Source organism: Streptococcus sp. 27098_8_148, assembly GCF_041432105.1.
GTDB classification, from domain to species: Bacteria; Bacillota; Bacilli; order Lactobacillales; family Streptococcaceae; genus Streptococcus; species Streptococcus parasanguinis_AE.
The window spans coordinates 42,545-69,441 of sequence record NZ_JAPVYY010000001.1; the positions used below are offsets into that span (position 1 = coordinate 42,545).

General features: G+C 41.9%; 28 protein-coding genes. 18 read left to right on the plus strand and 10 right to left on the minus strand.

The window, feature by feature from the left end:
* The first annotated feature begins 42 nt into the window (after positions 1-42).
* From O3646_RS00210 to O3646_RS00245, 8 genes are all read left to right on the plus strand, one after another.
* Complete coding sequence (locus O3646_RS00210; RefSeq protein WP_003008286.1) at positions 43-633, plus strand: ATP-dependent Clp protease proteolytic subunit; 591 nt, start codon at positions 43-45, stop codon at positions 631-633.
* A gap of 277 nt (positions 634-910) precedes the next feature.
* Complete coding sequence (locus tag O3646_RS00215; protein ID WP_023918810.1) at positions 911-1,189, plus strand: DUF2129 domain-containing protein; 279 nt, start codon at positions 911-913, stop codon at positions 1,187-1,189.
* Between the two features lie 108 nt (positions 1,190-1,297).
* Positions 1,298-2,455, plus strand: a complete 1,158-nt coding sequence (locus O3646_RS00220) for an ABC transporter substrate-binding protein (protein WP_023918808.1) — start codon at positions 1,298-1,300, stop codon at positions 2,453-2,455.
* 81 nt (positions 2,456-2,536) lie between these two features.
* Entirely contained in the window at positions 2,537-3,406 is an 870-nt protein-coding gene (locus O3646_RS00225) for a branched-chain amino acid ABC transporter permease (RefSeq protein WP_049515409.1), read from the plus strand.
* Between the two features lie 3 nt (positions 3,407-3,409).
* Positions 3,410-4,357, plus strand: a complete 948-nt coding sequence (locus tag O3646_RS00230) for a branched-chain amino acid ABC transporter permease (protein ID WP_003008278.1) — start codon at positions 3,410-3,412, stop codon at positions 4,355-4,357.
* Complete coding sequence (locus O3646_RS00235; RefSeq protein ID WP_003005595.1) at positions 4,357-5,121, plus strand: ABC transporter ATP-binding protein; 765 nt, start codon at positions 4,357-4,359, stop codon at positions 5,119-5,121. The genes O3646_RS00230 and O3646_RS00235 overlap by 1 nt, the downstream gene beginning before the upstream one ends.
* A complete protein-coding gene (locus O3646_RS00240) occupies positions 5,121-5,831 on the plus strand; it encodes an ABC transporter ATP-binding protein (protein WP_003008277.1) in 711 nt (236 codons plus the stop codon). The genes O3646_RS00235 and O3646_RS00240 overlap by 1 nt, the downstream gene beginning before the upstream one ends.
* 783 nt (positions 5,832-6,614) lie before the next feature.
* A complete protein-coding gene (locus tag O3646_RS00245; protein ID WP_155124702.1) occupies positions 6,615-7,508 on the plus strand; it encodes an Rgg/GadR/MutR family transcriptional regulator in 894 nt (297 codons plus the stop codon).
* Here O3646_RS00245 and O3646_RS00250 read toward each other — a convergent pair.
* The 8 genes from O3646_RS00250 to O3646_RS00285 form a co-directional block, all read right to left on the minus strand.
* Positions 7,496-9,154, minus strand: coding sequence for a recombinase family protein (locus O3646_RS00250; protein WP_071132119.1), 1,659 nt, complete (start codon positions 9,152-9,154; stop codon positions 7,496-7,498). The genes O3646_RS00245 and O3646_RS00250 overlap by 13 nt on opposite strands.
* Positions 9,155-9,262: 108 nt before the next feature.
* Positions 9,263-9,565: a hypothetical protein gene (locus O3646_RS00255; protein ID WP_071132118.1), complete on the minus strand. Its 303-nt coding sequence runs from the start codon at positions 9,563-9,565 to the stop codon at positions 9,263-9,265.
* Positions 9,562-10,926 (minus strand): relaxase/mobilization nuclease domain-containing protein, encoded by a 1,365-nt coding sequence (locus O3646_RS00260; RefSeq protein WP_071132117.1) that lies wholly within the window; start codon positions 10,924-10,926, stop codon positions 9,562-9,564. The genes O3646_RS00255 and O3646_RS00260 overlap by 4 nt, the downstream gene beginning before the upstream one ends.
* A 1-nt stretch (position 10,927) precedes the next feature.
* Positions 10,928-11,272, minus strand: a complete 345-nt coding sequence (locus tag O3646_RS00265) for a hypothetical protein (protein WP_071132116.1) — start codon at positions 11,270-11,272, stop codon at positions 10,928-10,930.
* Between the two features lie 646 nt (positions 11,273-11,918).
* Positions 11,919-12,344: an RNA polymerase subunit sigma-70 gene (locus O3646_RS00270; RefSeq protein WP_071132115.1), complete on the minus strand. Its 426-nt coding sequence runs from the start codon at positions 12,342-12,344 to the stop codon at positions 11,919-11,921.
* A 511-nt stretch (positions 12,345-12,855) separates the two neighbouring features.
* Positions 12,856-13,029: a cysteine-rich KTR domain-containing protein gene (locus tag O3646_RS00275; protein ID WP_011528024.1), complete on the minus strand. Its 174-nt coding sequence runs from the start codon at positions 13,027-13,029 to the stop codon at positions 12,856-12,858.
* Positions 13,030-13,080: 51 nt separating this feature from the next.
* A complete protein-coding gene (gene tet(O), locus O3646_RS00280; protein ID WP_155124703.1) occupies positions 13,081-15,000 on the minus strand; it encodes a tetracycline resistance ribosomal protection protein Tet(O) in 1,920 nt (639 codons plus the stop codon).
* A gap of 366 nt (positions 15,001-15,366) precedes the next feature.
* The gene (locus O3646_RS00285) at positions 15,367-15,741 is read right to left on the minus strand and encodes a TnpV protein (RefSeq protein ID WP_054353813.1); all 375 of its coding nucleotides are present in this window, start codon (positions 15,739-15,741) and stop codon (positions 15,367-15,369) included.
* A 364-nt stretch (positions 15,742-16,105) separates the two neighbouring features.
* On the opposite strand from O3646_RS00285, the gene O3646_RS00290 reads away from it, so the two are divergent.
* Positions 16,106-17,350, plus strand: a complete 1,245-nt coding sequence (locus O3646_RS00290) for an MFS transporter permease (RefSeq protein ID WP_371610343.1) — start codon at positions 16,106-16,108, stop codon at positions 17,348-17,350.
* A gap of 144 nt (positions 17,351-17,494) precedes the next feature.
* A complete protein-coding gene (locus O3646_RS00295; RefSeq protein ID WP_371610344.1) occupies positions 17,495-18,151 on the plus strand; it encodes a CBS domain-containing protein in 657 nt (218 codons plus the stop codon).
* 287 nt (positions 18,152-18,438) lie between these two features.
* On the opposite strand, the gene O3646_RS00300 is transcribed toward O3646_RS00295, so the two are convergent.
* On the minus strand, positions 18,439-19,326 hold the full coding sequence (locus tag O3646_RS00300) for a YitT family protein (protein ID WP_371610345.1): 888 nt from the start codon (positions 19,324-19,326) through the stop codon (positions 18,439-18,441).
* 149 nt (positions 19,327-19,475) lie between these two features.
* On the opposite strand from O3646_RS00300, the gene tmk reads away from it, so the two are divergent.
* From tmk to O3646_RS00340, 8 genes are all read left to right on the plus strand, one after another.
* Positions 19,476-20,114: a dTMP kinase gene (gene tmk, locus O3646_RS00305; protein ID WP_021153665.1), complete on the plus strand. Its 639-nt coding sequence runs from the start codon at positions 19,476-19,478 to the stop codon at positions 20,112-20,114.
* Positions 20,111-21,004, plus strand: a complete 894-nt coding sequence (locus O3646_RS00310) for a DNA polymerase III subunit delta' (RefSeq protein WP_371610346.1) — start codon at positions 20,111-20,113, stop codon at positions 21,002-21,004. The genes tmk and O3646_RS00310 overlap by 4 nt, the downstream gene beginning before the upstream one ends.
* Positions 21,005-21,013: 9 nt before the next feature.
* Complete coding sequence (gene yabA, locus O3646_RS00315; protein WP_003005416.1) at positions 21,014-21,334, plus strand: DNA replication initiation control protein YabA; 321 nt, start codon at positions 21,014-21,016, stop codon at positions 21,332-21,334.
* A gap of 2 nt (positions 21,335-21,336) precedes the next feature.
* A complete protein-coding gene (gene rsmI / locus O3646_RS00320; protein WP_070587045.1) occupies positions 21,337-22,194 on the plus strand; it encodes a 16S rRNA (cytidine(1402)-2'-O)-methyltransferase in 858 nt (285 codons plus the stop codon).
* 17 nt (positions 22,195-22,211) lie between these two features.
* Positions 22,212-22,793, plus strand: coding sequence for a GNAT family N-acetyltransferase (locus tag O3646_RS00325; protein ID WP_272107006.1), 582 nt, complete (start codon positions 22,212-22,214; stop codon positions 22,791-22,793).
* Complete coding sequence (locus O3646_RS00330; RefSeq protein ID WP_272107007.1) at positions 22,777-23,268, plus strand: methylated-DNA--[protein]-cysteine S-methyltransferase; 492 nt, start codon at positions 22,777-22,779, stop codon at positions 23,266-23,268. The genes O3646_RS00325 and O3646_RS00330 overlap by 17 nt, the downstream gene beginning before the upstream one ends.
* A gap of 5 nt (positions 23,269-23,273) precedes the next feature.
* On the plus strand, positions 23,274-23,627 hold the full coding sequence (locus O3646_RS00335) for an arsenate reductase family protein (RefSeq protein WP_049523248.1): 354 nt from the start codon (positions 23,274-23,276) through the stop codon (positions 23,625-23,627).
* A gap of 363 nt (positions 23,628-23,990) precedes the next feature.
* The gene (locus O3646_RS00340; protein WP_129824019.1) at positions 23,991-25,532 is read left to right on the plus strand and encodes an ABC-F family ATP-binding cassette domain-containing protein; all 1,542 of its coding nucleotides are present in this window, start codon (positions 23,991-23,993) and stop codon (positions 25,530-25,532) included.
* Between the two features lie 323 nt (positions 25,533-25,855).
* On the opposite strand, the gene O3646_RS00345 is transcribed toward O3646_RS00340, so the two are convergent.
* Entirely contained in the window at positions 25,856-26,701 is an 846-nt protein-coding gene (locus tag O3646_RS00345) for a peptidylprolyl isomerase (protein WP_070675041.1), read from the minus strand.
* Between the last annotated feature and the right edge of the window lie 196 nt (positions 26,702-26,897).

Below are 26,897 nucleotides of genomic sequence, written 5' to 3' on the forward strand. Positions count from 1 at the left end.
CACGAATTGTGAGAATGAATGGATACTAAAGGAGAAGAATAGATGATTCCAGTAGTTATTGAACAAACCAGTCGTGGAGAACGTTCTTACGATATTTATTCCCGTCTGTTGAAAGATCGAATTATCATGGTAACAGGACCAGTTGAGGACCAAATGGCTAACTCCATTATCGCTCAATTGCTCTTCTTGGATGCCCAAGATAATACAAAAGATATCTATATGTATATCAATACACCAGGTGGCTCTGTCTCGGCAGGTCTAGCCATTGTAGATACCATGAACTTTATCAAGTCAGATGTCCAAACCATTGTCATGGGGATGGCAGCTTCTATGGGAACAATTATCGCTTCAAGCGGCGCGAAGGGCAAACGCTTCATGTTGCCAAACGCCGAGTATATGATTCACCAACCAATGGGTGGTACTGGTGGTGGTACCCAACAAACCGATATGGCGATTGCAGCAGAACACTTGCTCAAAACACGGAATAACTTGGAAAAAATCCTTGCGGAAAATTCAGGTCAATCCATTGAAAAAGTGCATGCTGATGCTGAACGTGACAATTGGATGAGCGCGCAAGAAACACTTGAATATGGCTTTATTGATGAAATCATGGCCAATAATAAATTGGACTAAACCATCCTATGGGAAGGTCCGTCAAGAGGCTGGGACAAAAGTCCTAGCCTCTCAATTATTTTTGGATTGTCGAGCAAAACGCAGTGGTTGAGTGGGCTCTACTACGCTGATTTCATCAGCTTTTACAGCCCTACTCAACTGTGCGGAGGTGGGACGATGAAATCGAATTCTAACGAATTACCATTTTCTGTCCCACTCTCTTTTTTGCTCTCATAAAAGAGTAGTTCTTTTTCTTGAAATTTGATATACTAGTAACAGAACGAGAAAGGGATTGACCATGTTTGAGAAACAAGAAAGAACAGGCTTGATTGTTAAATTGTATTACAATCGAGACGGAAAAAAATTACAATCTGTCGGAGATGTCTTGTACCATTCTAAGAAATGCCGTTATGTCCAATTGTATGTGGACAGTGACAAGGCCGATCAAGTCATGGAAGACTTAAAAAAAGAACGTTATGTCAAAAAGGTCTTGCCTTGCCATCTCAAAGATTTAGATACAGATTTTGTGGGGAGTTTGCAACGATTGGAGACCCCATCTGTGGTCACAGAAGTTTAGAAAACGCAATCATTTGATGGATTGTGCTTTTTTTATTGACAATTGTCAGATAATTCGGTATATTCTTAATGTATTTAATTTAAGATTCATTTAAGGAGATCATTACAAATGAAGAAAAAATTTGCTCTTTCATTTTTAACCATTGCAAGCGTCGCTCTTCTTGCTGCTTGTGGTGAAGTTTCTACTTCAGGTTCAAACACAACTGGTAACGAAATCGGCAAGGAACTAAAAGTCGGTTTTAACTTTGAAAAAACTGGTGAAGTAGCAGCCTACGGTAGCGCTGAACAAAAAGGTGCTCAATTGGCCGTTGATGAAATCAACGCTAAGGGTGGAGCTGATGGCAAAAAGATCGTTGTCACAGATAAAGATAACAAGTCTGAAACAGCTGAAGCAGCTACAGTCACTACAAACCTTGTCACTCAATCAAAAGTGAACGCTCTTGTTGGACCTGCAACTTCAGGTGCTACTGCAGCAGCGGTTGCCAATGCTGGTAAAGCAGGTGTGCCATTGGTTACACCATCAGCAACTCAAGATGATTTGACAAAAGGTCAAGATTACCTTTTCCGTGCAACCTTCATCGATAGCTTCCAAGGAAAAATCATTGCTAAATACACAACTGATAACTTGAAAGCGAAGAAAGTCGTTCTATACTACGATAACTCATCTGACTATGCGAAAGGGATTGCTGAAGCCTTCAAGAAATCTTACAAAGGTGAAATCGTAGCAACAGAAACCTTCCAATCTAAGGATACAGACTTCCAAGCTGCCCTTACAAAAATCAAAGATAAAGACTTCGATGCGATTGTTCTTCCAGGTTACTACACAGAAACTGGTAAGATCGTAAACCAAGCGCGTGGTATGGGAATCAAACAACCAATCATTGGTGGGGATGGATTTAGTGATGCTAAATTCGTTGAACAAGCAACACCTGCTGCAGCTACAGACATCTACTACGTAGCTGGATTCTCTACTGAAGGTGAAATGACTGATAAAGCCAAGAAATTCGTAGAAGCATACAAAGCGAAATACAATGAAGAACCTTCAATGTTCGCTGCTTTGGCTTATGATTCAGTTTACATGGTTGCCGAAGCATCTAAGGGTGCTAAGAACTCTGTCGAATTGAAAGATAACCTTGCGAAGTTGAAAGACTTGGAAGGTGTGACTGGTACAATGTCAATTGACAAGAACCACAACCCGGTTAAATCAGCTCTTATGATTGGCTTGAAAGATGGTAAAGTCAAATCTGTTGAGTCTGTTAAACCATAATTATCATTTGTTGTTTGTACAAGAGGCTGGGAGAATAAAAATTCCTGGCCTCGCTCTTTATTGTTAGAAAGGATGGTTCAAATGCTCCAGCAATTAGTGAACGGTCTAATCTTGGGAAGTGTCTATGCACTCTTGGCCCTTGGTTATACCATGGTGTATGGAATTATCAAATTGATCAACTTTGCCCATGGGGATATCTACATGGTAGGTGCCTTTATGGGGTATTTCTTATTGAATTCATGGAAAGTGAACTTCTTTGTAGCCTTGCTTCTAGCCATGGTTGGGACAGCTATTTTAGGGGTTGTGATTGAATACCTGGCTTATCGTCCGCTTCGTCATTCGACTCGGATTGCTGCCTTGATCACAGCCATCGGTGTCTCCTTCTTGCTTGAATATGGGATGGTCTTCTTCGTCGGTGCCAATACCCGTTCCTTCCCTCAAGTTATTCACACGGTTCGTTACAACTTCGGTCCGATTTCCATCTCCAACATTCAGTTGATGATCTTGGGAGTGTCTGTTTTCTTGATGGTCGCTCTTCAATTTATTATCCAAAAGACAAAGATGGGGAAAGCCATGCGTGCTGTATCTGTCGATAGTGATGCGGCTCAATTGATGGGGATTAACGTAAACCGTACGATCAGCTTCACCTTTGCTTTGGGTTCAGCCTTGGCAGGTGCTGGTGGGGTCTTGATCGGTTTGTACTACAACTCGATCGAGCCTTTGATGGGGATGACACCAGGGATCAAAGCCTTTGTCGCAGCCGTTCTTGGAGGAATCGGAATCATTCCAGGTGCTGCCCTAGGTGGATTTGTTATCGGTTTGTTGGAAACCTTCGCTACAGCGATCGGTCTTTCAGACTTCCGTGATGCCATTGTGTATGCCATCTTGATTGTGATCTTGCTCATCCGTCCAGCAGGTATCCTCGGTAAAAATGTGAAAGAGAAGGTGTAAGCCATGAAACAAAATTTAAAAGTGAATTTAGTCTGGCTTGGTCTTTTGGTCGCAGGTTTTGCCTTGATCCAAGTCTTGGTTGCAGCGGGTGTGCTCAACCTCTTCTATATCCAAATTTTAGAACAAATCGGAATTAATATTATCCTTGCAGTTGGCTTGAACCTCATTGTTGGTTTCTCAGGTCAATTCTCACTCGGTCATGCCGGATTTATGGCGATTGGTGCCTACTCTGCAGCTATTCTCGGTTCCAAATCACCAACCTATGGTGCTTTCTTTGGTGCGATGGTTTTAGGTGCGTTGATTGCTGGTGTCGTTGCCTTGATCGTTGGGGTTCCAACCCTTCGGTTGAAAGGGGACTACCTCGCGATTGCGACACTTGGGGTTTCTGAAATCATCCGGATCTTGATCGTCAATGGTGGTACTCTAACAAATGGTGCTGCTGGGATCCTTGGTTTGCCTGCCTTTACAACTTGGCAATTGGTTTACCTCTTTGTTGTCATTACAACGATCTTTACGATTAACTTCTTACGCAGTCCAATTGGACGCTCTACCCTTTCTGTTCGTGAAGATGAAATCGCAGCAGAATCTGTTGGGATCAATACGACCAAAGTCAAAGTCATTGCCTTTGTATTTGGTGCGATCACAGCGGCGATTGCTGGATCTCTCCAAGCCGGCTTTATCGGCTCTGTTGTTCCTAAAGATTACTCTTTCACCAATACTATTAATGTCTTGATCATTGTCGTGTTTGGTGGTTTGGGATCCATGTCAGGAACAGTTGTAGCAGCCATCGTCTTGGGGATCTTGAACATGGTGCTTCAAGACTTCTCAAGTGTACGTATGATCATTTACTCATTGGCTTTGATTCTCGTGATGATCTTCCGTCCAGGTGGTCTTCTTGGAACATGGGAATTCAGCTTGAAAAAACTACTCTCAAAAAAGGAGGCTAACTAATGGCACTTCTTGAAGTAAAAAATTTAACAAAAAACTTTGGTGGTTTGACAGCCGTTGGGGATGTGACCATGGAACTCAATGAAGGGGAATTGGTTGGGTTGATCGGACCCAACGGTGCCGGGAAAACAACCCTCTTCAACCTCCTAACAGGGGTATATGAACCAAGTGAAGGGACCATTACCTTAGATGGTCAGCTACTAAATGGTAAAGCACCTTATAAAATCGCTGCTGGTGGTCTGGGACGGACTTTCCAAAATATTCGTCTCTTTAAAGATTTGAGCGTTTTGGACAATGTCTTGATTGCCTTTGCCAATCACCACAAGCCACATGTCTTTGCGAGTCTTTTCCGCTTGCCAAGCTATTACAAGAATGAAGAAGCTTTGAAAGCGAAAGCCCTTGAATTGTTAGCGATTTTTGGTTTGGAAAAAGAAGCAGATACCTTGGCCAAAAATTTAGCTTACGGACAACAACGTCACTTGGAGATCGTTCGTGCCCTTGCGACAGAGCCAAAAATCCTCTTCTTGGATGAACCTGCTGCAGGGATGAACCCTCAAGAAACAGCAGAATTAACCCAATTGATCCGTCGCATTCAAAAAGAATTTAATATTACGATCATGCTGATCGAGCACGATATGAGTTTGGTTATGGAAGTAACGGAACGGATTTATGTATTGGAATATGGTCGCTTGATTGCCCATGGTACGCCAGATGAAATCAAGACCAACAAACGCGTAATCGAAGCCTATCTAGGAGGTGAAGCCTAATGTCTATGTTAAAAGTTGAAAATCTTTCTGTACACTATGGCATGATCCAGGCTGTCCGTGATGTCAGTTTCGAGGTGAATGAAGGGGAAGTTGTTTCTCTTATCGGTGCTAACGGTGCTGGGAAAACATCTATTCTTCGTACGATTTCAGGTTTGGTGCGTCCAAGTGCTGGGAAAATCGAGTTTTTAGGTCAGGAGATTCAAAAGGTTCCGGCTCAAAAGATTGTAGCAGCAGGACTCTCTCAAGTTCCAGAAGGCCGCCACGTCTTTCCAGGCTTAACTGTTATGGAAAACTTGGAGATGGGAGCTTTCTTGAAGAAAGATCGAGAAGAAAATCAAGCTAACTTGAAGAAAGTCTTTTCTCGTTTCCCACGTTTGGAAGAACGGAAGAACCAAGATGCAGCAACCCTATCTGGTGGGGAACAACAAATGCTCGCAATGGGTCGTGCACTCATGTCAACGCCAAAACTCTTGCTTCTGGATGAACCTTCTATGGGATTGGCTCCAATCTTTATCCAAGAAATCTTTGATATCATCCAAGATATCCAAAAACAAGGGACAACGGTTCTCTTGATCGAGCAAAATGCCAACAAGGCTCTTGCTATCGCAGACCGAGGTTATGTTTTGGAAACAGGGAAAGTCGTTCTTTCCGGAACAGGAAAAGAACTCTTAGCCTCAGAAGAAGTCCGCAAGGCCTACCTTGGTGGATAAGATTTCTAAAGATTGTTTGAAAAGAAAAGTTAGCTAAACCTTTCTTCGGATTGATGATAAAGAAAATTTAGAAACTTTCCTTAGGTGAGTACGGGCGTTAGGTGAAATTATCCGGTGGATGATTTCAGCAATCCAGGAAGTTCCATGACTAATTAAGATACAAAGGGCGTTTGCGGATAAAGTCAAAATAGGATGTTTGACGCAGAATCTTTCGATTCTAGGAGAACTTATCTTTTTGGCACAATCTGTGGCCCGTATTCAATTCGTTTTGAGCCCCTTCGCTTTTTAATTTCTGAGCTCAGGCTAAAACAGTTCCCCGAACTGTTTTACTCTCAAAACTCCCGAGTGCTTGAAACAAGATTGTTTCAAGCACTTTTCTCACGGCGGAAAGTTTCAATATACTCCCAAATGATTCAAAAAATAGCATAATTTCTATTATGAAGAATTATTAATCTTATTTTATAGGAAAAACAGTTTGAATATGTTCGAAGAGGCTGGGACAAAAGTCCTAGCCTCTCAATTATTTTTGGATTGTCGAGCAAGACGCAGTGGTTGAGTGGGCTCTACTACGCTGATTTCATCAGCTTTTACAGCCCTACTCAACTGTGCGGAGGTGGGACGACGAAATCGAATTCTAACGAATTACCGATTTCTGTCCCACTCTCTTTTTTCATTTTTACTGGCTAAGATTTTTTCTTAGTAAAATAATTTAAAATATATAATTTCCTTTATTAATATGGTAAAATAAACGTAATTACTAATGATTGAAATGGATTATAAGTTATGCATATAGATCGAAAAATTCAATTGGGTGAATTATATAAGGAACTGAGAATTGCCAGAGGCTTAAAACAAAAGGATGTTGCTAGGAAAGGGTTAAGCATAGCACAATTGTCTAAATTTGAAAATGGGCAAACGATGTTAAGTGCTGATAAATTATTAATAGCGATAGAATCAATCCACATGACTTTTGAAGAGTTTGGCCATAAATTAAATAATTATGAATTACCTAAAGATATTATTTTAGGTAAGAAGATATCCACTTTATTTTTGAAACAGGATATTAAAGGATTAGAGTATCTATTAACCGAAGTATTACAGAGTGAAGAGACGGATCGATATCAAAGAATTCAGTCATTCATTATTGAAAATGCGATACATTCATTAGATCAAAACTATGAAAGAAATATAGAAGATAGAAAAGTGTTGGTAGATTATCTATTTTCAATCGAATCTTGGACATGGTTTGAATTATATGTATTTGGGAATACCATGACTTTAATTTCTGATGAAGATTTATTATTTTTTGGAGATCAGCTTGCGGAAAGGACTAAAGATTATAATTTTCTTAAACACAATTTAAGTTCTTTAAAATTAACGTACATAAATTTAATTGGCGAATTGATTTTAAGAAAAATTGATACTCAAGTTCCATTGTTTATACTCGAGCTAGAAAAGCTTTTTTTCCCATATGATATGCTAGAAATCATGTTGTTAAAATTTTTAAAATTAGTAAATGGTTACTTAAAGTCAAAAAATTCTAAAAAGGAAATTAAACAATTTATAGAGTCTCTTCGAGTTGTTGGTGATGAGTTAAACCAGATAGGGATAAAAATAGATATGTATCGGCAGGAGTACAGATTTACTCCTGCTTTCGCCTTTATTCAGGCGGTTTGACGTGTAGTACGCCGCATATATTCCCGCTCCATTTCCCGCATTTCCTCGTCTGTGGGAATATCCACAATCCCGACATAGGAATAGTAAATGTCGATTTGCTGTGTCCGTTTCCCGTCCTTTTTCTCACGCTCATGGATTACGATTTTATCCACAAATGCGTTTAGGATTTCGGGCGTGAGTTCGTCAATGCGGGTATATTTCTTCGTGACGGCTATCAGCTTTGCTACATTGGTCACTTCCATATCGGCTTGGCTGACCTCTGCGGTCAACGCTTCGATTTCACGCTTTAACTGTCCCTGCTCCGCTTCATATCCGTCTGACAGCTTGTAAAAGCGTTCGTCATTCAGTTTTCCGCTGACATTGTCCTCGTAGATTTTGCGGAACAGGCGGTCAAGCTCATCCATCCGCTTTTCGTCTTTTTCTATCTGTTTCTGCTTTGCGGACAGTTCGTATCGGCGTTCCGCAAGGGTGGTGTCTATCTGCCGTCGGATAAATACCCGCTCAAACTGCTGTAAATAGGACAGGAAATGCTGAAGCTGTTTCAAAACCAACTGGTTTAATGCGTCCTCTCGGATATAATGCTGCGTGCAGTTCTGCGTGCGGCTCGTCCGTTTGTACTGCGAACAGCGGAAATGGGCGTATCCGTTGGCAGTGGCAAGGCTTAACTTTGCCCCGCAGTCGGCACAATAGAGCAGTCCAGAAAACATGCTCGTAATCCCGCTTTTGTTCGGTCTGCGTTTGTTTTCCCGTATTATCTGTACCTTTTCCCATATATCCCTGTCAATGATGGGGGCATGGGCATTTTCGATATACGCCCGCCTGTCCTTTGCGGTGGGGATGCGTTTTTTGCTCTTAAAGCCAAGCCTTGTGGATTTGAAGCTTTCCGTTATGCCGATATATGCTACGTTTTCCAGAATGGCGGCTACGGCAGATGTTTCCCAGCAATACGGGTCTTCCGACACTTTTGCAACGCCGATTCCCTTTGACGCTTTGTAGGCTGACGGGGTAAGCGTCCTGTCTTTCCAGAGGGTTGTGGCTATGGCAGACACGCCCTTTCCCTGCATGCAGAGGGAGAATATCCTGCGGACGACTGCCGCCGCTTCCCCGTCCACAAGCCATCGGGTCTTGTCATCTGGATTCCGTAAATATCCATAAGGCGGCGCACCCAGATGTTCGCCTGCAAGCCCCTTCGCTTTCTTAACTTCCTTTACCTTTTTGCTCGTGCTTTTGGGATACCATTCGTTAAAAAGGTTGGTAAAGGCGGCAAATTCATTGCTCTCAAGGCTGCCAGTGTCCACGTTGTCCATGATGGCGATGAACCTCACGCCCGCTTCGGGATAGATGATTTCGGAGTAAGAGCCGACCTCAATATAATTCCTGCCGAAGCGTGACAAATCTTTGACAATGACTGTCTTTACAAGCCCTTTTTCAATATCCGCCGACATTTCCTTAAAGCTTGGGCGGTCAAAATTCGTACCCGTATAGCCGTCGTCCACATAGAATTTCGGGTTAGGGAAACCGTGTTCCTTTGCGTACTTCATCAGATATTCTTTCTGGTTTACAATGCTGTTGCTCTCGCCTTCCCGTCCGTCGTCCTGGCTTAAACGGCAGTACAAGGCGGTAAATTTTTCCTGCTGTCTTTTCATAAGGTTCTCCTTTCCGACAGCAGACACGGTATTGTGAAGTGTAGGTACAGTGTACCATACCTGTCCTCAAACTTCAACGCTTTAAAGCGGTAATTCTTCTGCGGTCTGCTATGCTCCGTCATCGCCACTCCAATCCCCGTCATTATAACATTCATATCCCTGCATGCCACGCATAAAAATATCCGTAAGCTTGGAAAGCAAATCCCGCCCGTCCTTTCGGAAATGGGCGTCGACGGTGTATTCCGTGCCGCCGATTTTCTCGGTAAAGCTCATCTGCTCTGGAACACGGACAAGGGGAGTGACGTTTTGGACGGGCGGCAGAGGGGGATATACTTTATCGGGATTTACCATAGGGGCGTCCCTGTATTCCTCCATGATTGCCTGTATTTCTTCTTCGGACTTTCTGCTCATCGCAATGATTCCTCCCTCCTGCGGTCTGTTTTGCCTGCCCTCCCGTTCTGGTTTGAACGCTGTTTTTCAGCCGTATCGTGGATTTGGTTTAAACAATCATCAATGTGGGCAGAGCGTTTTTCAATTCCATCCGCATATTTCAGCCGCTTTCGCAGTTCTGTTATCTGCTCCGTCACTCCGTTTTTTTCTTCTCGGAGCGTTTCTTTCTCGGCGGGTGAAGCACGCCGTATCTTATTCTGCAAGTGCCGCCGATAGTCGGTAAGCATGTCCATTTCCGTCTGGTTTTTCTCCCTGTCGGCGTGCAAATCGGAGAGGGTGGAGATGTCATGCTCTGACATATAGCGTACCTGTGCGGTAATCTCGTCCAGTTTCCGAAGCTCCTCTTTCATCAGCGGGCTTGTCGGCTTGTAGTCCGTGCCTTTCGGGAATATCCCCAACTGATAGCACCAGTAATAATACAACGCTAAGATTCCCGTGGTTTTCTGGTGCGGTTTCCAAGCCTTTTTATATTCCTCTGGCATATGGGGAGAGTAGGAAATCCTCGCTTTATAGTTCCCGTACCTTGCCCTTGTGCCTAAATGTGAGCGGATAAAATCGGGCGTTAAGCGTTCATCAAGCGTATCTAATCTTGTAAAATGCTTATACTGCGGCAGCTTCATCTTCCAATGCCCGCCCGAAAAATCAACCTCGTAGCCTTTGTCGGTAAGGTATCTCATCATGTGCGGAATATCCCGACTGCCGCTGATTGCCTCCGCCAAATCTTCCAGATAGACGTTGTAGCGTGTCGGCTTGCCGCTCTTTTCATCCAGATACAGCGGTCTTGAAGGGGCTTTCTTCGGGTTCTCAATCACCGATAATCCGTACTCTCTGCACAAGCGGTCTGACGTTTCCCTTAGCCGTTTCTGCTCCGATTTTGAGTAATTATATTTGCTCCCATCCAGATAGGAAACGGAGTTGAAGCAGAAGTGGTTGTGGAGATGCCCCCTGTCAAGGTGGGTGGCAACGATTATCTGGTACTTGTCGCCCCACATCTCCCTTGCCAGTTTCAAGCCGATTTCGTGGCATTGTTCGGGCGTTACCTCGTCTGGCTTGAAGCTCTGGTAGCCGTGCCAAGCGATATACCCGCCTGTCTTCTGGTACTGCTTTTTCGTCAGAATCATCTGCTGTAACGCTGTTTCTTTTAAACAGTTGATGGCGGAAACAAACTCTCCATTGTCCGTTTTCTCTGGATTTTTCACATAGGAGAACACGTCAAAGAAGTCCTGCATCTCCTTATTCGGCACGGTCTTTTCTGGATTTTCCACATAAGAAATCAGGTCTTTCAACCGTCCTTCGATGTGCCAGAGGCTCGTTGCCGCCATATCAGACTACCCCTTTCCCTGCATATTTTTCCATATCAAACGGTTGTGGCATAGTAAATCTCTGCTGCAAATCCATCACTAACTGCTCAATCTCCTTACAGATTTCAGCGGCGGCAGGATAGAAAGGGACGCATTTTCTGAAAGCATCATGCACTTCATAGAGCTTGCCTAGCAGTTCCCAAAACTCGGTTTGCGGCATTGGCTGTGGGGCATTTCCCCTGCATAACTGACGCATAAATTCTGCTGCGGACAGACCGCAGGCGGATGAATACTGCTTTAATTTTTCATGTTCTTCTTCGCTCAATCTAAAAGTAATGCATACTTTTTCTGATTTTTCTCTACTCATTTTTCTTAATCCTCCAGTCTTATTTTTTCTTTTATCGGGGTAGCTAGGGGCGCTGGACGTCCAGTGGACGTCCGCTTAGCGCCGACCGAAGCGGAGCGTAGACCTGTCCCCTAAGTTAGTACACACGCCTTTAGGCTGTGGATTGGGATTGTGGCTGACACAATCCGATGCTCGCTATCCCTGCGGACATCTCCGCAGGGCAACTTTTCTGTGCAGCGACATTCTTTATACCTGCCCTTACCCTCCGAAAAGAAAATCCTATGTGCTTCCACCTCCGTTCTGGATTTGATTACCTTTGACTTTTGGATAAATGAAAAAGCCGCTGCACCACACCACGAACGACAAGAGGATTCCCTCTCAATCTGATTCGCAATGTTATGTAGCGGCTTTGAAATTCAAAACCCATGTCAGCCTTGTCGATTGACCAACATTTCAATTTTATATCTATGTACTTATTTAATTTTCAATCTTCCAATTTCCCCATTAGTATTTTAGAATACCATAGCGGCAATATGGCTGTCAAGATTTTGCACAAACTTTTTAGTATTCCCTATGGACAGGGATTTTATTCACTTATTCTAAAATTGGGCGGGAGAATTTTATCCCCCACCCAATAGCCCATAAGAAAGCGTGCTGTATTAGATGCCTATAAAATCTTCTGCAACTTTTTTCTGAGATGGTCTAACCGTGCATAGATAGCACCCGTCGTTAAATGCACAAGCGGGGCAATCTCTTTTGTGGAATAGCCCTGCATTTTCAGCAGAACGATTTGCAGAGTACGCCTGTCCACCGTAAGCAATGCCTGATACAGATTTTCATCCTCGATTTCATCTAATAAATCCGTAACGGTCTTTATCTCGGATGATTGCTCTTTGTCTGCCATTCCCTCAAGGTATTCCCCGAAATCGCTTGTCCAATGGTAAAACCGCCTGTTGGAATTAAAGTCTGCCCTGTCGTCTATACGGATTTGTTCAATGGTAGTTTCATCAACTCCATGTTCCCGCAACACTTTTTCCTCGGCTTCTTTCCAGATACGCCACTTCCTGTCCTCACGTCCGTTGTTATATGCCATTCTTTTTTCCTCCAATCAATCTGAATTGAGCAGGCTTTAGCCTGCGATGAAATGTAAAAATCCAGATGGAGAGGCGGGGAACGACACCCAAAACAAGTAACAGCCCTGCGGCGTATTCCGATAAAAAACGACAAAAGAAAAACCGCAAAGGCTCTGTGACCTCTACGGTTATGGGAAATACTAATTCTGTTGTATGGAGATTGTACTTCTACCTTCATGGTGAGAAGTACCGTTGCACTGGCAGGGATTTTTTTAACTGGCTTCCTGCCAGTCCCTGATATGCTATGTATAGATAAACTTTGCTTTATATAAGCAGATGAATAACCGCCCGAAAAAAGAACATAAAAAAATCCCTCCAAATTTAAAAACAAATTCAGAGGGTAATTTAGGGTATAACAAAATAACCCACCCGAATATCGTTTTTTTTATTTGGTGAGTTTGTTCTTTCAAATACGAAACAAAAAGAGCCGATGATTCGTGAATTGTTCCACAATTTCATCGGCTCTGCGTCTTAAGCGTCTGGCTCTTTGATGACAGTTATCTTCAAGTTGTCAACTTTAATCAAGCTTTCTTGTCTGCATTTTGGACAATAAAGGGGATAATTCTCCAAAACAGTGTCCTTCCTAATTTTATTACGGGTTTTGCTCCCACAAACAGGACACAATATCCATTCGCATTTCATCATAATTAGTCTCTAATCCTTTCAAATCTCATTTTATATGACTTTTGCAAGCTGTTAAGCTAACTTGTGGAACATATGCCGAACCTTATCTATACGGCTATTCGGGCGGCGGGGTTGGCAAATAAATTTACCAATAGCTGGCTGGTATCCTTTTAACTCTGTCAAGCAGACTCCCTGCCCATTTGTGAAATAAGTTAAATCGTTCCTGTATTCTTGAATACATCTGGCAGGGATTTCTCCTTTCAGAATGACCTCGTCATTCTTTACCTGAGTACTTACAATATCTGCACAATACCTTGGGGCATCATGATACGCCCGTGAGAGATATTCCTGCGGTGCATAAATTTCAAAGTGGAGATATGGCTCTAATAGTTCTGTCCCTGCTTTTTTTAAAGCCTGCTCCAATACGATAGGGGAAAGCAGCCGAAAGTCTGCGGGGGTACTTACAGGACTATAATACAATCCATATTCAAAACAGATTTTACAGTCTGTCACTTTCCATCCATACAGCCCCTGCTCGCAGCCATAAAGAACCCCCTCCATAACCGCATTTTGGAACGATTGGTTTAAATATCCAAGTGAAACTCTGCTTTCATACTGCACTCCGCTTCCAATAGGGAGCGGCTCTATGGACAACCCGACAGAAGCCCAGAAAGGATTTGGCGGGACTTCTATGTGGATGGTATATTCTGCTTTTCTAAGCGGTCTTTCCATATATATAACAGTAGGCTCTTTTATTTCTGCCTCCACATGGTATTTTTCCTCAAGGATGGCACAAATGACTTCCATCTGCACATTCCCCAAAAAAGAAAGTATAATCTCATGCGTTGTAGTATCCACATAATATTTTAAAAGAGGGTCGCCATCTGAAATTTCTGTAAGTGCCCCAAGCAATATTTCCCGCTGTTCAGATTTCTTTACTGCAATCGTTGTTTGGAGCATAGGGAGAGGATTTTCAATAAATGCTCTCTGCGGCAACAGCATTTCGTTCCCCAAAATACTGTTTAGCTGCAAAACATCATTTGGTAAAATTACAATATCACCAGAGCAGGCTGTATCGGATGAATATAATTCACCGTTTGTCGGAACACACATCTCTGTGATTTTTATTTTCTCTTTTTCAGATATTTTAATAACATCCCTCAAATGCAATGTTCCGCTATATATACGCACATAAACAAAACGCCGCCTTTTCTCTGAATATTCAATCTTAAAAACCTGCCCGCATAGTTCAGATTGACCTTCAGGCGTTGATGAATAAAACTTACTGGCAATCACTTCTATAAGCTGCCGAATCCCCAGATTGTTTTTAGCACTTCCGTGATAAACGGGAAATAACGTTCCGTTTTGGAATCTCCTGTTTTCTTCCTGTTCCAGTTCTGACATTTTAAACGGTTTCCCTGACATATATTTCTCTAATAGTTCATCGTTTCCCATAATTACCGCATCCCACTGTTCCATATCGTCATTGTCCGTTACATTTATATGGGGATGCTGCCCAACCTTTTGCTTCACTATAATTTCCGAAGAAAGCTTTGCTTTCATTTCTTGATATACCATTGGCAAATCAATCCCCTCTTGGTCAATTTTATTGATGAAAAAAATTGTCGGAATCTTCATTGTCTGTAGTGCATGAAACAGTATACGGGTCTGTGCCTGTATGCCATCCTTTGCAGAAACTAATAATACTGCTCCGTCTAATACGGATAAAGAACGGTATACTTCCGCCAAAAAATCCATATGGCCTGGCGTATCTATAATGTTGACTTTTACATCCTCCCACTGAAAAGATGTCACTGCTGTCTGGATAGTGATTCCCCTTTGACGCTCCAAATTCATTGTATCTGTCCTTGTTGTGCCTTTATCTACGCTCCCTGGTTCTGCAATTGCACCACTGGTATACAATAAACTCTCCGTTAATGTTGTCTTTCCTGCGTCAACGTGAGCCAGAATGCCTAAGTTAATTATTTTCATGTGATTTTCCTCCTATCAACACCCAAAAAAGGGCATAAAAATACCCAGTGATAAATACTCCTATCACTGGGTAAATAACTCCAATAGCCCCAAAACACTTATATGTTTTCGGGCATATAAAATTACATGATAAAAGAATTCTTAAACTGGGTACAAAAAACTAAGCCCCATATTAAAAGTGAAACGGGACTGCTACTTTTTGTTCCCACTATCAAATTGACAGTTTATTTAAGAATACCTTGCCGCATATTTATTAACTCCTTGTATAATACTGAATCTAATTATATTCCTTAACCCTTTATTTGTCAAGCTGACAAACTAAAGCAGAAAAAGCGGCAGGATTTCCCCCTGCCACTAATCATCTGTTTATGCAAAAATAATTTCCTTTTCCACAATCTCCCTCGCACAAGCCCTTATGTTATTCATTCTTCCAGTCCATTTTAAGGCGTTTTCTGCCTTTAACTGTTCTGTTATGCCCTGTGCTTGTTTCATGCCCTCTATGAGCCGTTCAAAGCGTTCCTGTGCCTGTCTGTCAATGTCGGCAAGGTAAGCATTGAGCCTGCCGCTTGTGAGAAGATTGGTGTATGTAATTTTGCGGTACTCCCGCAGATAGTCCAAGTGCCGCCGTCCGAATAAGTCTATCGGCTGTTCCTTTTCGGGTGGTATGGTAAGGCAGGGTAAAATGTATTCGCCTTGCCGTTCGTATCTGCCGCCCATTTCCTCAAAGATTGATTGTACCATTTGTTTTTCCTCCAAATAAGATATTCACTCCATAATCATGTCTGCTATCATTAACACAATTTACGTTTTCTCCTTATCTGGTTTCATTCATAGTCAACTGATTAATATTTTAGAGGTAAAATTGGACCAGTTTGGGATACATATAAATTAGGCAAAAGATCAGATGTATGAGATAGGATATTTCATATTTGAAACTCTGTTAAATATTTAAAATTTAGTAGTAAACTATATTCAGATATAACAATTAAATACTTCGATATTTTGTTAATTCATATAAAAGAAAAAGTAATTCTGAAAAACTTAAAAATATTTTTTATTTGAATGAAGTTATGTCTATCAAGTTTCTACTAGAAAGGTATAGCAGATGAAAGTTTTTTTTAGAAATATTTTTTTTAGGAATCTGGTCTTGTCTAGTTTCTTCGATGATTTAGGTTCAACCATTTATAATCTTGTTTTTGTAGTTTTTGCAGCAAGTATTGCGAATAGTAAATTGGCGGTTGGTGTAGCAAGTTTTATACAATATATTCCAACGATTTGTGCTCTTTTTATTGCAATGCAGGCTGACAAAACAAAGAATAAGAAATTGTGGTTGCTATTATTAGGATATATACAAGCAGTATTATTTATTATGGTTGCGTTCTTATCGAAAGAAAATTCATGGCTAGTTTTCTCGATCGTATGTTTCATTAACATCCTATCAGATTGTATTGCAGAGTACAGAAGAGGCCTAGTATTACCTATGTTTCAGTCCCACATTCCCGAAGAAGATCTGATGGAAGCGTACTCTTTTGATCAAGTAATAAGTCAAATAACTTTGATTTTTGGTCAAACTTTGGGAGTTTGGTTACTAACGATTTCTCATAATAATTTCTTCTTTTTAGCTACGATAAATGCTATAAGTTTCTTATTATCATCGATGGTATTGCTTAAAATCCAAAGACAATTGACACATCCAGAAGTTAATTATTCACCAGAAAATGGGTTTATCTCACAACTTAAGAACCTTTACAAAAATAGTAAAAGTATATTTAAATATCAAGAGAAAGTACGTTTTGGTCTAATGATTTTTTCAATTTTAGGATTAAATTCGCTAGGCAGTGCTATTTTAATAATGTACAATTTGAAATTTACAGAAATAACTCCTTTTGGTTTATCTTTTGCTCAGTCGGTGTTTTTACTTCAAACAATATTATTTGTTTCAGCCCTAATTGGTGGAATGACCCCTAATGATTATTTTTCTAAACTTTCACTTATTAAAATACTTCAAATAGATAGTGGATTATTAATAGTCATAGGAATATGTGGTTGGATAAATAGTTTGGAAATTATTTCCTTTAGTGTGTTGGCATTCATGATGTATCTTAGTAGTAAGGTAAATCCCAAATTAAATAGTCTCTTAATGGCAAAACTTCCACCGGATATTCTTGCACAAACTAGTAGTTTTTTTAAGGTCATATCAGTATTATCAATGCCAATAGCAACTATTTTATTTACAAGTTTATCTATGTGGAACTCTCAGTTTGCCTGGGGTATATTCTTATTATTATCCATTGTGGTATTTGTACTTTCCTTATTTTCTAATAAATCGGTTGCTAGTGACTATGATTAGTTTGCAAGATTTAAATGTTGAATAAAAAGGTACGTGTGTTTGATTTTTCTAAATTTTGAAAACAAGAGAAAACTGCTGAAAGCGTTTGAAATCATTCTTAAAATCAAGTATAATAAAACTAATAAAAGCATAGGAGAACTTGTTATGGCTGTTAAAGATTTTATGACACATAAAGTGGTTTACATTAGTCCAGATACTACAATTGCCCACGCGGCAGATTTGATGCGCGAACAAGGTTTGCACCGTTTGCCAGTCATTGAAAATGATAAATTGGTTGGTTTGGTGACAGAAGGTACGATTGCAGAAGCAAGTCCATCTAAAGCTACAAGCTTGTCTATTTTCGAGATGAACTATCTCTTGAACAAGACTAAGGTTAAAGATGTCATGCTTCGTGATGTCATTACCGTCTCTAAATTTGCGAGCTTAGAAGATGCGACCTACCTCATGTATAAGAACAAGGTGGGAATTCTTCCAGTCGTGGACAATGACCAAGTATCCGGTGTCATCACAGACCGTGATATTTTCCGTGCCTTCCTTGAAGTATCCGGTTATGGAGAAGAAGGAGTTCGTGTTCGCTTTGTGACTGAAGATAAGGTTGGCGTTCTCGAACAAATCATTCACTTGATTGTAGAAGAAGGGTATAACATCGCCAATACAGTCAATATCCCAACAAAAGACGATCGTGTGGTTATCGAAGTTCAAATTGATGGGGTGACAGATCTAGAAGGGATCCGTAGTAAATTTGAAGCCAACGGTTTGAAAGTCGATGAAATCACTCGAACAACCGCAAAAGCTATTTAATAAAAAATCAGGCTGGATGACAATCCAGTCTGATTTTTGTATAAAGTAACTTAATAAATTCTGTAAAAATAATTAAGATTTTATTAATTATGACGTGTATTCTAAGATTTTCCGCCGTGAGAAAAGAGCATGAAACATACTTGTTTCATGCTCTCGGAATTTTTGAGATATTAGGCTCAAAAATTAGTCATGGAACTTTGTAAAAGTTCGCTGACGTCCGTACTCACCTAAGGAAAATCGTAAATAGAAAAACAAAGCTAGATGAGAATCTAGCCTTATTTTTTCTATTAACGGTTAATGGGTTGTTTTTCTTTATCTAAAGTAAAGCCTTCGCCGAGAATTTCATGGGCTTCTGAAATGGTGATAAAGGCGAATGGATCGATCTGATTGATGATGTCTTTCATTTGTTTCATCTCATTCCGCGAAACGACACAGTAGACAATATCCAGGTCCTTACGGCTGTAATAGCCCATCCCGCGGATAAAGGTAATCCCGCGACCCAGGTCGTCAGATACCTTTTGGGCAATTTCTTCTGGTTTAGATGTGACGATAAGGAAGCCTTTTCCAGCAAAACCACCTTCTCCAATCAAGTCAATCACAAGGGTGTCAATCAGGATAAAGAAGAGGGTATACATAGCTGTACGGACATCTTGGAAGACAATGACCACAGTTGTCAGAACAATGGCATCTACAATCAACATGAGCTTTCCCATACTGAGGGAAGTGTATTTGTTAAAGATGCGAGCGAGGATATCTGTTCCTCCAGTGGTTCCTCCAGCATTGAAGATAATCCCTAGCCCCAAACCAAGTACAACCCCTGAGGCGATACAGGCAAGCAGAATATCTCCTTTAAAGGCGTTAAAGATGAAGTGATGGTAGCGGTGGCTGAGGGGTATCGCTTCAAAAATCGCCATCCAAGCGGAAACCGAGAAAGTCCCCAGTAAGCTCAGGTAAAGAGATTTCTTGCCCAGCAGTTTCCAAGCCAGAACGAAGAGAGGGATATTGATCAGCAAGTTCATCAGGGATACAGGGATTTTGAGGAGGTAATAGGTGATCAAGGTAATCCCTGTCGCTCCTCCTTCATAGAAGTGAAAGGGAATGACCAAAAAATAGATCCCAAACGAAAAAATGCCGGCCCCCAAGATGATAGCCAGAATATCTTTAAATTTAAACATGATAGGTTGTCTCCTAAAACTTTATAAGATCATTGTAACAAAAAAGTGAAAAAATGAAAATGACTTTGAAAAATTTTCTCTCCTAAAATACAAGATTTTTACCCTTATTTTTGGTAAAATAAAAGGAAGAAAACTAGAAAGAGGATACTATGGTAAACGGTACATTAATTTCATTTGAAGGTCCAGAAGGAGCGGGGAAATCATCGGTCCTAGAAGCCGTTTTGCCTCTACTTGAAGAAAAAGGAATTCCTTTTATTACAACCCGTGAACCAGGCGGTGTAGACATTGCAGAAAAGATCCGCCAAGTCATTTTAGATCCAGACCATACTCGTATGGATGCCAAGACCGAGTTGTTGCTTTATATTGCTAGTCGCCGGCAGCATTTGGTGGAACGTGTCTTGCCAGCCCTTGCAGCTGGGAAGATTGTCTTGATGGACCGCTTTATTGATAGCTCGGTCGCTTATCAAGGGTATGGTCGCGGTCTGAGTGTGGAAGATATCGAGTGGCTCAATCAATTCGCGACAGATGGTCTTAAGCCAGATCTAACCCTTTACTTTGATCTGGATGTCGAAGAAGGGCTCGCCCGAATTGCCAAAAACCAAGAGCGGGAAGTCAATCGTTTGGATTTGGAAGGTTTGGAGCTTCACCAAAAAGTAAGACAGGGTTATTTGGCCTTGTATGAAAAGGAACCAGAGCGCATTGTGAAAATCGATGCTAGTCAATCCTTTGAAGCAGTCTTTGCGGATGTCTTGGCTGTTTTAGAAAATCGCTTGGGGATATTGAAATGAAGCTAGAAGAGATCCAACAGCTCCAGCCAGAATTGGTGGAGCGCTTCACCCAGATCTTAGAACACAAACAGCTCAGTCATGCTTATCTTTTTACAGGTTCGTTTGCCAGTTTTGAGATGGCCCTCTTGCTAGCTCAAAGTCAGTTTTGTGAAGATTTGCAGGGAGTCTGGCCTTGTGGCAAATGCCGATCCTGTCGCTTGATTGCTGAAGAAGAATTCTCAGACGTGAAGATTGTGCGTCCAGTCAACCAGATCATAAAGACTGATCGTATTCGCTCGTTGGTTCAAGACTTTTCTCAATCCGGGTTTGAAGGAAGTCGGCAGGTCTTTATCGTCCAAGATGCGGACAAGATGCACACCAATGCAGCGAATTCTCTCTTAAAGGTTATGGAAGAGCCCCAGAGTGAGATCTATCTCTTCTTGTTGACATCCGATGAAAACTTGATTTTACCGACCATCAAGAGTCGGGCCCAGCAGGTACATTTTCCTAAAAAGCAAGCCTACCTAACCGAACTGCTAGAAAAAGAAGGCTTGATCAAATCACAGGCAAATTTAGTAGCTCGTTTTAGTTTTAGTCTCGAAGAAGCAGAGCAACAAAAAAAGAATGCTACGTTTTTTGAACTAGCAAAAGTTTGTGATCAGTTCATCGAACGTTGTCAATCCAATTTGAATCGCGCCTATTTGGAAGTGACTCGATTGGTAAGCTTAGCAGATGATAAGGAAAAACAAAGCCAGGCCTTTCGTTTGATGGAGTTGGCTTTAGAAGAGCAGTTGCGCTTGAGTCGATCCCAGCAGTTGCTTGAGAAATTGAGTCTTGTTCGCAGGATGTGGAAGGCCAATGTTTCTTTTCAAAATGCTCTAGAATATATGGTTTTGAGCTTAGAAAGTTAAGGAGTCAGAATGAATAAAAAAGAATTATTTGATGCTTTAGACGGCTTTTCTCAGAATTTGTTGGTCACCTTGGCTGAAGTCGAAGCCATCAAGAAAAATTTGAAACAAGTCATCGAAGAAAATACAGCTCTTCGCTTAGAAAATGATAAATTGAGAGAGCGTTTGGGGGAAGTTGAGAAGACTTCATCCGCAAAGTCACAACACCATGGTCGTGAAAATTTGCAACGTATTTACAATGATGGTTTTCATATCTGCACTTATTCCTATGGTCAACGCCGTGAGAACGATGAAGAGTGTATGTTTTGTGACGAGTTGTTATTTAGGGAGTAAGCATGCAGATCCAACGAAGTTTTAAAGGGGAAAAGAAAACTGGGGTGCTTTACTTGGTCCCAACACCGATCGGTAACCGGGAGGATATGAGTTACCGCATGGTCCAGACCCTAAAGGATGTGGACTTGATCGCAGCTGAGGATACTAGAAATACAGGCCTCTTGCTCAAGCATTTTGAGATTGCGACACCCCAGACCAGCTTTCATGAGCACAATGCCATGGAGAAAATTCCAGATCTGATCGCCCATTTAGAATCTGGAAAAGACTTAGCGCAAGTCTCAGATGCAGGACTCCCTAGTATTTCTGACCCTGGTCATGATTTGGTCAAGGCAGCGATTGAACGCGAGATTCCTGTCGTAGCTGTGCCTGGTCCTAGTGCAGGTATAACGGGTTTGATTGCCAGTGGCCTAGCCCCTCAACCTCATATTTTTTATGGATTTCTGCCTCGCAAAGAGGGGCAACAGAAGGCATTTTTCCAAGAAAAAGTGGCCTATCCTGAGACTCAGATCTTTTATGAGTCTCCCCATCGAGTGAAGGCAACCTTAGAGAATATGTTGGCTGTCTATGGGGATCGTCCTGTCGTCCTGGTTCGTGAATTAACCAAAATCTACGAGGAATATACTCGCGGCAGTATTTCTGAGTTAGTCGCATTTCTTGAAGAAAATCCCCTCAAAGGGGAGTGTCTCTTGATCGTCGAAGGAGCCAAGGAAGAAGAGCTAGACCTAGAAGAGGTCGACTTGATCCAAGAGATCGATACCTTGGTCCAAGAGGGCATGAAGAAAAATCAAGCAATTAAACAGGTCGCCAAACAATACGGCCTGCAAAAGAGTGAGCTCTATGCTCGTTACCATCAAGACTAGGAAAGGTTGGAAGCAGGATGGAAATTAGAATGGCTTATCCCAACGAGATCAAGCGAATTATGGAAATCATCCAAGATGCCAAGGAAAGCCTGGCTCAAAGACAGGTCGACCAGTGGCAGGATGGCTATCCAGATGAAGAGATCATTTTTGAGGATATTCTAGAAAGTCGTGGCTATGTGGCCGTTGAAGATCAGGAAGTCGTCGCCTATGCAGCCGTCCACAAGGGAAATGAAGCGGCCTATAATGAGATTTACGATGGCAAGTGGGAGCATGACAACTATATGTATGTCACTTTTCACCGCGTCGCTGTAGCCAAAGAAGCTGCTGGCAAAGGGGTGGCTCAGACCTTCCTTCAAGGTTTAATCGAAGGGGAAAAAGGACCGGATTTCCGTTGCGATACGCACCCAGATAATCTGGTCATGCAACATTTGCTTGAAAAATTGGGCTACCATTATTGTGGGAAGGTCCCTATTGATGGCGTCCGTCTGGCTTATCAAAAGATCAAACGAAAAGCAGAAACGAGTCTATTCCAAGTGGTCTCAGAAGAGGACCGCTGGGACCAAAGAGCAGAAGAAGCCTATAATGATTCTCTATCTTAAACAATTTTATGAAAGCCCTATGGGGCTTCTTTCGATCGTTGTCAGTGAAGAAGGCCTTGTAGAGCTTGATTTTTATGATCCAAAAGAGGAAGCGCCTGATCCTTATGGGGCGCTGGAGCAGGTCCATCCCTACCATGAGAAGGTGAAGGAGTGGTTGGACCACTATTTTGCGGGAAATCCAATCGCTATCAGCTTTCCACTAGCACCGCAAGGGACAGCTTTTCAAGAGCGGGTGTGGCAGTTATTGCGAGAGATCCCATATGGTGAGACCAAGACATATGGACAGCTTGCCCAGGATCTTTCTTGTGGTTCAGCCCAGGCCGTAGGACAGGCTGTCGGACGCAATCCCTTGACGATCTTAGTCCCTTGCCACCGCGTGATGGGAAAAGATGGACAACTGACGGGCTATGCGTCTGGACTCGATCGCAAACGCTGGCTCTTACACCATGAAGGAATTACCTGGAAGGAGAAATAAAAGCGATGTATACCTTTATTGAATACCCAAAATGTTCGACTTGTCGAAAGGCTAAATCAGAATTGGACGGTCTCCAATATGACTTTCAAAGCCAAAACATCGTCACAGAAACACCGACTAGCCAAGAATTGCAAGACTGGATAGCAGCGTCTGGCCTACCGATCAAGTCTTTCTTCAATACTAGCGGGATGAAATACCGTGAACTCGGTTTGAAAGATAAGGTGGATCAACTGACAGTGAAAGAAGCGGCGGATCTCCTTGCTTCAGACGGTATGCTGATCAAGCGGCCTTTGCTTGTCAAAGACGGAAAAGTTGTTCAAGTGGGCTACCGAAAACCATACGCAGACTTAGGTTTGTAAAAGAAAAGGGAGTTGGATTTTCTTCAGATCTATAATAAAGGTATGCCAGAAGCTTTCCTTGGGTGAGTACGGACGTCAGCGAACTTCAAAGAAGTTCCATGACTTAGTTTTGAGCCTAAGGTCTCAAAACTCCCGAGTGCTAGAAACAATAATGTTTCTAGCACTTTTCTCACGGCGGAAAGTTTCGGTATATTCTTTATGAGATTCATAAGTTAGAACTTATTTTGATTTCTTGACAAAATCGCGTAACCTATCTTACTTATAATTTATTTATATATATTCTAAAGGGAGTTGGGCTCCCTTTTCATTTTGTAGTGAAGATGATATAATCATACGAGTGAAATCAATGAAAGAGAGTCAAGCATGAGTATTTTAGAAGTGAAAAATTTGAGTCACGGTTTTGGGGACCGTGCGATTTTTGAGGATGTGTCCTTCCGTTTGCTAAAGGGAGAACATATCGGTCTTGTCGGGGCCAATGGTGAAGGGAAATCCACCTTCATGAGCATCGTGACTGGTAAGATGCAACCTGACGAAGGGAAGGTCGAGTGGTCTAAGTATGTGACGGCAGGTTACCTGGATCAGCATTCGGTCTTAGAAGAAGGACAAACAGTTCGCGATGTTTTACGGACAGCTTTTGATGAGTTGTTCACAGCTGAATCTCGCATCAATGACCTCTATATGGCCATGGCGGAAGAGGGAGACGATGTCGATGCTTTGATGGAAGAAGTAGGAGAACTCCAAGAGCGTCTAGAAAGTCGTGATTTTTATACCTTGGATGCCAAGATCGATGAAGTGGCCCGTGCTCTTGGGGTTATGGACTTTGGCATGGACACAGATGTGACCTCCTTGTCAGGTGGGCAACGGACCAAAGTCCTCTTGGCCAAACTCTTACTTGAGAAACCAGATATCCTTCTCTTGGACGAGCCAACCAACTACTTGGATGCAGAGCACATCGATTGGCTCAAACGCTACTTGCAAAATTATGAAAATGCCTTTGTCCTCATTTCCCATGATATTCCTTTCTTGAACGATGTGATCAACATCGTCTACCATGTGGAAAATCAGCAGTTAACCCGCTATTCCGGAGACTACTACCAATTCCTTGAAGTCTATGAAATGAAGAAATCGCAATTGGAAGCGGCTTATGAGCGCCAGCAAAAAGAGATTGCTGATTTGAAAGATTTCGTAGCCCGCAATAAGGCGCGTGTGGCTACACGGAACATGGCCATGTCTCGTCAGAAGAAGCTGGACAAGATGGAACTCATTGAGTTGCAAAGTGAGAAACCAAAACCCTCCTTTGAATTTAAAAATGCCCGGACTCCTGGACGCTTTATCTTCCAAGCCAAAGATCTTCAGATTGGCTATGACCGTCCGTTGACCAAGCCTTTGAACTTAACCTTCGAGCGCAATCAAAAGGTGGCCATCATCGGGGCCAACGGGATCGGGAAAACCACTCTCTTGAAGAGCTTGCTGGGAATCATCCCACCAATCGCTGGTGAAGTCGAGCGTGGAGACTACCTAGAGCTTGGCTACTTCGAGCAAGAGGTCGAAGGTGGCAATCGTCAGACCCCGCTTGAAGCAGTTTGGAATGCCTTTCCAGCTCTCAACCAAGCAGAAGTCCGTGCAGCCCTTGCTCGCTGTGGTTTGACTACCAAGCATATCGAGAGCCAAATCCAGGTGTTATCCGGTGGAGAGCAAGCCAAGGTACGCTTCTGTCTCTTGATGAATCGTGAAAATAATGTCTTGGTACTAGACGAGCCGACCAACCACTTGGATGTGGATGCCAAAGATGAATTGAAACGGGCTCTGAAAGAGTACAAGGGATCGATCCTCATGGTTTGCCACGAGCCAGACTTCTATGAAGGCTGGATGGACCAAATCTGGGACTTTAATGAATTGACTTAAAGACAAAAAGAGAACCGCATGGTTCTCTTTTCAGATTCTTCTTAGAAACTTTCCTTAGGTGAGTACGGAGGTTAGGTGAAAATATCCAGTGGATGATTTCAGCAATCCAGGAAGTTCCATGACTAATTATTGAGCCTAAGGTCTCAATAATTCCGTGTGCCTGAAACAAATCTGTTTCAGGCACTTTTCTCACGGCGGAAAGTTTCAGTAGATGAATGACTTAAATAATTAGAATTCTTTTTTTTACCAATGAATCTATTAGCTAATTTTATGTAAAATGTTTATCAATATCTTAAAAAGAGAGCCTCTCGGTTCTCTTTTCATTATTTCTTGAAATTATAGTCTTTTAAGATCTCGATTTTTTCAATCTTTATGTCTGTTTTTGGTTTGTCCTTATCATCAGTTTCGGCAGAGGCGATTTTATCGACCACATCCATGCCATCGATCACTTGGCCAAAGACAGTGTAGTTACCACCATCGAGGGTTGGATTTCCACCATTTTTATAAGCATCGATGATCTTAGCTGGGAAGCGGTCAGTTGGGAGTTTACTTGAAATATCATCCTTATTTTGGTTGATATAGAATTGACTCCCATTGGTATTTGGACCAGAATTGGCCATGGCAAGGGCTCCACGAAGGTTGTAAAGGTATGGAGAATACTCATTCTCAAAACCAGTACCTGAATCTTTGGATTTGTCTTTGCCCTTCCAGATGGATTCGCCACCAGTACCATCTCCCTTAGGATCCCCAGTTTGGATCATAAAGTTGTTAATGACACGGTGGAAAAGTAAGCCATTGTAGTAGCCTTCTTTTGCGTGGGTCAAGAAGTTTTCAACTGCAAGTGGAGCATATTTAGGGAAGAGCTTGACAGTGATGTCGCCTTCAGTTGTTGTGATTTTAACTTCTGCTTCGTCTTCAGCCACTTCATTTGAGAGCTGTGGAAAAACTGCATTTTCATTGGTCATGGCATCGTTAAAATCTTTGCGCAGTTGTTCTAATTTCTTTTGTTCTTGTTCAATTTTCTTTTGATCTTTTTCACTAGAGCTAGAAGTTGCTGTCTGCTCTGTCTTTTCTTTGCTTGCGCTTGAAGAGCTAGCGTCTGTCTTATTGGACGAACAAGCTGTCAAAGCCAAGCCGGAAAATAATAGTAGTGCGATTAATTTTTTCATATTCTTCCTTTCCAACATAGTTGTCTTTCTCTATTGTACCTTAATTTTGCGATACTTTCAAATCTGGACGGGATTCTCTATTTTCTGAGGTTGTTTCAAGACCGATAACATTTGATAAATCACTAATTAAGAAGGAAGTTGCGTATAGATGGAAAATTCGGTATGATGGGAGATATGTTAATTTGTTTGAAAATGA